General features: G+C 71.0%; 7 protein-coding genes. 3 read left to right on the top strand and 4 right to left on the bottom strand.

Annotated elements, in window-relative coordinates:
• Positions 1 to 84: 84 nt before the first annotated feature.
• Complete coding sequence (locus tag ABZ818_RS35650; protein ID WP_361424220.1) at positions 85 to 1,452, top strand: L-serine ammonia-lyase; 1,368 nt, start codon at positions 85 to 87, stop codon at positions 1,450 to 1,452.
• A gap of 31 nt (positions 1,453 to 1,483) precedes the next feature.
• On the opposite strand, the gene ABZ818_RS35645 is transcribed toward ABZ818_RS35650, so the two are convergent.
• Together ABZ818_RS35645 and ABZ818_RS35640 are read right to left on the bottom strand one after the other, a co-directional pair.
• Positions 1,484 to 2,584, bottom strand: a complete 1,101-nt coding sequence (locus ABZ818_RS35645) for a hypothetical protein (RefSeq protein ID WP_361424217.1) — start codon at positions 2,582 to 2,584, stop codon at positions 1,484 to 1,486.
• A 19-nt stretch (positions 2,585 to 2,603) separates the two neighbouring features.
• Entirely contained in the window at positions 2,604 to 3,722 is a 1,119-nt protein-coding gene (locus ABZ818_RS35640; protein WP_361424214.1) for an SPFH domain-containing protein, read from the bottom strand.
• Positions 3,723 to 3,905: 183 nt separating this feature from the next.
• Between ABZ818_RS35640 and ABZ818_RS35635 the strand changes: the two genes are divergently transcribed.
• Both ABZ818_RS35635 and ABZ818_RS35630 read left to right on the top strand, forming a co-directional pair.
• Positions 3,906 to 4,937, top strand: a complete 1,032-nt coding sequence (locus ABZ818_RS35635; RefSeq protein WP_361424211.1) for a phosphatidylinositol-specific phospholipase C domain-containing protein — start codon at positions 3,906 to 3,908, stop codon at positions 4,935 to 4,937.
• A gap of 90 nt (positions 4,938 to 5,027) precedes the next feature.
• Complete coding sequence (locus ABZ818_RS35630; RefSeq protein ID WP_361424208.1) at positions 5,028 to 5,582, top strand: glycoside hydrolase family 25 protein; 555 nt, start codon at positions 5,028 to 5,030, stop codon at positions 5,580 to 5,582.
• A gap of 37 nt (positions 5,583 to 5,619) precedes the next feature.
• On the opposite strand, the gene ABZ818_RS35625 is transcribed toward ABZ818_RS35630, so the two are convergent.
• Together ABZ818_RS35625 and ABZ818_RS35620 are read right to left on the bottom strand one after the other, a co-directional pair.
• Entirely contained in the window at positions 5,620 to 6,282 is a 663-nt protein-coding gene (locus ABZ818_RS35625; RefSeq protein WP_361424205.1) for an NAD(P)-binding domain-containing protein, read from the bottom strand.
• A 130-nt stretch (positions 6,283 to 6,412) separates the two neighbouring features.
• Positions 6,413 to 7,333 carry a MerR family transcriptional regulator gene (locus tag ABZ818_RS35620; protein WP_361424203.1) on the bottom strand — a complete coding sequence of 307 codons (921 nt, stop codon included), beginning with the start codon at positions 7,331 to 7,333 and terminating at the stop codon, positions 6,413 to 6,415.
• Between the last annotated feature and the right edge of the window lie 45 nt (positions 7,334 to 7,378).

Below are 7,378 nucleotides of genomic sequence, written 5' to 3'. Positions count from 1 at the left end.
CCGCCGCGGGGCCGGAACACCCCGCCCCGCCGGCGGCGCCCCGCCCCTGGCACCCCCAGCACCACCCCGTCTTGAGGAGTCACCGTGGCCATCTCGGTCTTCGACCTGTTCTCGATCGGCATAGGCCCGTCGAGCTCCCACACGGTCGGCCCGATGCGGGCGGCCCGCATGTTCGCCCGCCGGCTCCGCAACGAGGACCTGCTGGAGCGGGCCGCCTCGGTCCGCTCCGAGCTGTACGGCTCCCTCGGCGCGACGGGGCACGGCCACGGCACGCCGAAGGCGGTGCTGCTCGGCCTGGAGGGCGCCTCGCCGCGCACGGTGGACGTGGAGACGGCCGACGAGCGGGTCGAGACGATCAGGACCTCCGGCCGCCTGAGCCTGCTCGGCGAGCACGAGATCGCGTTCTCCTACGACGACGACATGGTCCTGCACCGCCGCAAGGCGCTCCCCTACCACGCCAACGGCATGACCCTGTGGGCGTACGACGCCTCCGGCGCCGAGCTGCTGGAAAAGACGTACTACTCGGTGGGCGGCGGCTTCGTCGTGGACGAGGAGGCGGTGGGCGCCGACCGCATCAAGCTGGACGACACGGTGCTGAAGTACCCCTTCCGTTCGGGCGACGAGCTGCTGCGCCTGACGAAGGAGACGGGCCTGTCGATCTCCTCCCTGATGCTGGAGAACGAGCGGGCCTGGCGCACCGAGGAGGAGATCCGCGAGGGCCTGCTGGAGATCTGGCGGGTCATGCAGGCGTGCGTGCAGCGCGGCCTGTCCCGCGAGGGCATCCTGCCGGGCGGTCTGAAGGTGCGACGCCGTGCGGCCGTCACCGCCCGCCAGCTGCGCGCCGAGGGCGACGCGACGGCCCGCGCGATGGAGTGGATCACCCTCTACGCGATGGCGGTGAACGAGGAGAACGCGGCCGGCGGCCGGGTGGTCACCGCCCCGACCAACGGCGCGGCCGGCATCATCCCGGCGGTCCTGCACTACTACATCAACTTCATCCCCGGCGCGGACGAGGACGGCGTGGTCCGCTTCCTGCTCGCCGCCGGCGCGATCGGCATGCTCTTCAAGGAGAACGCCTCCATCTCCGGCGCCGAGGTCGGCTGCCAGGGCGAGGTCGGCTCCGCCTGCTCGATGGCGGCGGGCGCCCTCGCCGAGGTCCTGGGCGGCACCCCCGAGCAGGTCGAGAACGCCGCCGAGATCGGCATGGAGCACAACCTCGGCCTCACCTGCGACCCCGTGGGCGGCCTGGTCCAGATCCCCTGCATCGAGCGCAACGGCATGGCCGCGGTCAAGGCCGTCACCGCCGCCCGGATGGCCATGCGCGGCGACGGCTCCCACAAGGTCTCCCTCGACAAGGTCATCAAGACCATGAAGGAGACCGGCGCGGACATGTCGGTGAAGTACAAGGAGACGGCCCGGGGCGGGCTCGCGGTGAACATCATCGAGTGCTGACGAGGTCCGGCCCGTGCCGCCGCACGGGCCGCTACCTCCTGACGCTCAGCCAGACGATCAGCGCGACGATCGCGAGCGCCACGAGCGAGGCGGCGACGATCTTGCCGGCGCTGTACGGGCGCTCGCCGACCACCTCGCCGGTGCGGGCGTTCACCGTGACCTGCCAGGTCCGCCCGGCGTGGACGTAGGTGAGGAACCACACCGGGAGCAGCATCAGCTTGAAGGTGACGTCGGAGTAGTGGGTGTCGACCGATTCGACCCGTTGCTCGTCGCCCCCGATGTCGCTGCGGCAGTCGCCCTCGATGGCCTCGGCCATCCGCTGCCTGGCCGTCTCCAGGCCGTCCTCGGGCTCGATGTCGTAGCGCACCGTCTGGAAGCCCGCCAGGTACTCCTCCTGGTAGGGCCTGGCCTCCTCCAGCGGCCAGGGCGTGAGCTTGTCCAGCTGCTTGGCGGTGACATGGCCGGTGCCGGGCACCAGGACGTCGTCGAAGTCCCGGGACACCGTTCCGGAGGCCGGGTACCAGCGAGTGTGCCGCACCTGCTCGGTCACGGTGCGGGTCTCGCCGTTCTCGGTGACGGTGCGCGTCACGGTCTCGTAGTAGTACTCACCGCGCCGGCCCCGGTAGTCGGAGACGGTGGCCGCGTCGTACGTCCAGTGCGGCAGGTAGCTGCCCTTGAAGGACTCCGCCTCGGTGACCTTCTTCAGGTCCTTGGGGGCGAACCAGCGGGAGGACGTCCACGTGCGCAGCGCGTCCCGGGCCGCGTCGCGGTCCAGCCCGAAGGGGACGACGGCCTCGGGGACGACCCGCTCGGTGGCGTTGGCGTCGGCCACCAGGGGGGTGGCGCAGAACTGGCATCGCACGGAGAGCGTGTCGCTCTCGGTGCGGGCCCCGCAGCCCGGGCAGACGAAGGTGTTCACCGAGCCGGGCCCGGCCTGCGGCTTGGCGGGGAGGGCCGCCAGCTCCTGGATCGGATGCTCCCGCACCGCCCGCGGGACGGGCACGATGGCCTGCTGGTGCCCGCAGTAGGGACAGCGCAGCGCGTCGGTCCCCGGGGCGTACTCCACGGTGGCACCGCAGGCCTCGCACGGGTACGAGCGCGCGGAGGCGGCGGTGGCCTGGTCCTCGGTCATGGTCGTCGTCCCCGCCCGCTCAGGCCTGGGGCGGCAACGGCGGGGGGACGCTGCCGAAGAGGCGTTCGACCTCCGGGACCTGTTCGGCGGGGAGCCAGCCGGACATGCCGTTCTGCCAGACCAGGGTGGTCCGGGTGAGGGTGCCGGCGCTGATCAGGCCGGTCAGCGCGGCACTGTCGTACGGGCCCTGCTGGGCGCCGCCGACGCCGATGAACCACTGCTGCTGGGGCAGCGGCGGCGGGGCGGCCGGAGTGGCGGCGGGCGCGGGTGCGGGGGCAGCGGCGGGGGACTGCTGCGGGGTGAGGCCCTCCGCCATGCGCCGGCCCAGGGCCATCCCGACGCCCAGTCCGACGCCCTCACCCGCGGCGCCGGGGTTGCGTGCGGCGTCACCGATCGCGTCGGCCGCCTGGAGCTGGGTGTACTGGTCGAGGTTGCCCACGATCCCCATCCGGGAGCGGGCGTCGACGGCGGCCTCGACCTCGGGCGGGAGCGAGATGTTCTCGATGATGAACTTGGGCACGGCGATGCCGACCGGGGCCAGTTCCTCGGTGAGGGCGCCCGCCAGCCTGGCGCCGAGCCCGTCCTGCCGGGTGGCCAGGTCCAGCATCGGCACCCCGGCCGTGGCCAGCGCGGTGGCCAGCCGGCCGACGATCAGCTGCCGCAGGTACTCCTGCACCTCCTCGGTGCGGAACTGCGGGTCGGTACCGGCCAGTTCGCGCAGCAGTGCGGCGGCGTCCACGACACGGGCGGCGAAGGCGCCGAAGGCCCGCAGCCGGACCATGCCGAACTCGGGGTCGCGGACGATGACGGGGTTCTGGGTGCCCCACTTGAGGTCGGTGAACTGGCGGGTGGTGACGAAGTAGACCTCGGCCTTGAAGGGCGAGTGGAAGCCGTACTTCCAGCCCTTCAGGGTGGACAGCACCGGCAGGTTCTGCGTCTCCAGGGTGTAGGTGCCGGGCGTGAAGACGTCGGCGATCTGCCCCTCGTTGACGAAGACCGCCGTCTGCGACTCGCGGACGACGAGCTTGGCGCCCATCTTGATCTCGTTCTCGTGGCGCGGGAAGCGCCAGACGATGGTGTCGCGGCTGTCGTCGGTCCACTCGATGATGTCGATGAACTCACCACGTATGCGGTCCATCAGCCCCATGGCCCGTCCCCCCGTTTCCTCTGCGTGCGGGTCACTCCGCGACCGCACGATAGCAATCACCGCCGGCCCGGGAATCCGACACCTGCACGAGCCTGTTCCCCCGGGGGCTACCGCACGGTAACCGTCCTTCCCTACGCTTCCGCTCAACTCAACTACGAGCAAAGGGAGTTGGCTATGCGTGGGACGAGAAGGCTGGCGGCCTTACTGGGTGCCGTCGCGCTGCTGACGGCGGTTCCCGGCACCGCGCGTGCGGTGGAGCCGACGCTCTCCGGGACGACGGCGATCGGTACGCACAACGCGTACGAGAAGGCCAAGTACACCTACTTCGCGCAGGCGCTGGACTCCGGCGCCTCACTGCTCGAAATCGACGTCTACACCGACCCGTTGACCCGGCGCTGGCGGGTCAGCCACAGCAATCCGCTGGGCAGCGACAACAACTGCGAGGCCGCGAAGACCCCCGGCGAGCTGTACGGCAAGAGCCGCAACCAGGACCTCGGGAGCTGCCTGGACAACATCGCCGCCTGGCACCAGCTGCACCCCGGCCACCGGCCCATCGTCTTCAAGATGGAGATGAAGAACGGCTTCAACAACACCATCGGACTCGGGCCCGCCGCGTTCGACACCCTGGTGCGGCAGAAGCTCGGCGACATGGTCTACAAGCCGTCCGACCTGCTGGACGGGAAGCACCCGTCGCTGGACGCGGCCGCGAAGGCCGACGCCTGGCCGTCCCGGGACGCCCTGACCGGCAAGGTCCTCTTCGAGCTGATCCCCGGCACGGTGGAGCAGGCCAACCCCTTCGACCACTACTGGACCGACCAGGAGTACGGCGACCACCTGCGCGACCTGTACGCGGCCGGGAACATCGCCTCCGCCCAGGCCTTCCCCGCCGTGCTCGGCGCCGCCGCCGGCGACCCGCGCGCGAGCCGTTACGACGCCTCGATCCGCCCCTGGTTCGTGTTCTTCGACGGCGACGCGGCGACCTACGCCGGCCAGGGCTACGACACGTCCTTCTACGCGCGCAACCACTACATCCTGATCACGACGGACGCGGCCGGCGTGGCCCCGGCGATCTCCTCGACCGACCCCACGGACGCCGAGGTGGCCGCCCGCCTCTCCCTCCTGGCCGGGCACCACGCCAGCGTGATCACCTCGGACTGGTCGGCCAAGTCGGCCGCCGTACTGGGTTCGGTGGTCCCCCGGAGCTGATGTTCGAACGCCCTGAAGGGGTCGTCCGTACCAGGATGGGGCAGAACCCAACCGACGACTCCTCCCCCACGGCACCTTCAGGGAGTGTGCATGCTGCACGGCATCGACGTGAGCGCCTACCAGTCCTCCACCTACGGCACGAGCGGCCTCTCCTTCGTCTTCGTCAAGGCGACGGAGGGCCGTTCGTACGTCAACTCCAAGCTCAGCGCCCAGACCAAGCACGGCCGCGACGCCGGTCTCGTGGTCGGCTTCTACCACTTCCTGTGGCCGGGCGACATCACCGCGCAGGCGGAGTACTTCGTCTCCCAGGCACCCGAGAAGGCCGGCGACATCCTCGCCGTCGACTGGGAGACGACGGGCGGGGGCACGCACGCGAGCAACGCGGAGAAGGACGCGTTCATCCGCAAGGTCAAGTCCCTGCGCCCGCACAACCGGGCCGTGCTCTACACCAACAAGGACTTCTGGCTGAACATCGACACCACCTCCTACGCGGGCGACGGCCTGTGGATCGCCGACTACGTCGCCGCCGGGCAGCCCCGGATCAAGGCGAAATGGCTCTTCCACCAGTACACCGACGACCCGCTGGACAAGGACGTGGCGAACTTCGGCAGCACAACGGAGCTGCGGCAGTGGGCGGCCGTCTGATCCGGGGCCGACGCAGCGGACCGGGAAGCCGGACGGGCTACCCCCGGAACTCCGCCGGCCGCTCGGGGGGCGCCTCAGCCAGAGCCTTGGCGACCGTGTCGGCGCCCGCCTGGAGGCCGTAGACCGGGGTGCCGGGCTGCTGGCGCCAGGAGTCGTCGATGCCGCCGGTGTCCACGGTGTCGAAGCCGAGTTGGTCGATGAGCGCCCGCACCTTCGCCTTGGCCGCCTCGTCGTCGCCCGCCACCGGGAGCGCCATGCGGTCGGGAGCACCGGCCGGGCGCGGGCGTTCGAGGAGGTCCTGGGCGTAGGTGCCGTTGAACGCCTTGATCACCGCGTGGTCGATCATGCGTTCGGTCCAGCGGCTCTCGGTGAGCCCCTCGTCCTCGATCCCGGCGATCCTGCCGTCCCGCTCCCGCGGGTAGTAGTTGCCGGTGTCGATCACCGTCACGCCCTCGGCAGCCCCGTCGAGCAGCCCGGACGGCAGGTTGGGAACCGCCTTGACGGGGACGGTGACCACGACGACCTCGGCGCCGCGCGCCGCCTCCTGTGCGTGTACGGGTGTCGCGCCGGTCTCCTCGGCCAGCGCGGTGAGCGTCTGCGGGCCACGGGAGTTCGCCACGGAGACGTCGTGCCCGAGGGCGGTGAGCCGCCGGGTGAGGTTGCCGCCGATGTTGCCCGCGCCGATGATGCCGATCTTCATGTCCTGCTCGCCTTGCCTTTCCGTGGTCGGTGTCCGGCACAGCTTCCGCAGGACAGATGAAACCCCCGGGCGGCGCCGGCTATTCCGACCCGACGCCGGCCGAGTGCTCCGTGTCACCTGTTCGGCTTGATCACGTGTTCGGCTTGCTCGCGCGGGCCCGCAGGGCGGCGATCACCCAGGCGAACTCCGTCTCGTACGCCGGAGCGGACGTGCCCTTCAGGGTCGCCAGCAGTTCGCGGTAGCGGGCGAGCCTGGTGTGGTGGGACGCCTCCAGGCGTGCGAGGACGGCCGCGTGGTCGGCGTTGCCGAGGAGGTCGTCCAGTACCTCGTCGGCTTCGGGTGCCTCCGGGGCGAGGCCGCGTTCCAGGGCCTGCCCTGCCAGTTGGACTAGCCGCTTGACGAACCACATGGACGCCCCGGCGGGCGTCTCGTGGCCGCGGTCGGCGGCGTTGAACTCGGCCGCCCTGCGCATCTGGGTCCGGAACTCCGGGTCCCGCACCAGTTCGGCCAGTTCCACCCAGGCGTCGACCTGTTCGAGTGTCGGGTCCTCGGGCAGGTCCATCGCGGTGCGCCGCATACGTTCCCGGATCTCGGGATCGGCGGTGTCGAGGCCGTGAAACATCTCCTCCACGAACTCCTCCATGATCCGCCTGCGTTCGGCCGCAGACAGCCGGGCCAGTTTGTTCATCAGGGTCATCTCCTCCGCACTCGAGCCGCGCCGGGCCACGGTCGACAGCACCGCCCGGGTCACCTTCAGGGAGCGGATCTGCGCGTCCAGCGCGGCCACGTGGGCTGCCGCGACCTCCGCGACCGTCCGCTCCCCCGCGAGCACCCTGCGCACGTCGGCCAGGCCGAGGCTCAGCTCGCGCAGGGTGCGGATCAGCTCCAGGCGGGCGACGGAGGCCGCGTCGTAGAGGCGGTAGCCGCCCGTGGAGCGGGCCACCGGGGGCAGGGCGCCCTCGTCCGACCAGTAGCGGATGGTGCGCACGGTCAGTCCGGTGACCCGGGCCAGTTCGCCGATGGTGAGAAGGCCGGTGCCGTCTTCGGTCATGTCGGCGAGTGTGGACCTTCCAGCGGCTGGAGACTCAAGGCGAGC

The organism is Streptomyces sp. NPDC047453 (assembly GCF_040643155.1).
Classification (GTDB): Bacteria; Actinomycetota; Actinomycetes; order Streptomycetales; family Streptomycetaceae; genus Streptomyces.
Note: the sequence above shows the minus strand (reverse complement) of the source record. Positions and strands in the feature narration are given on the sequence as shown.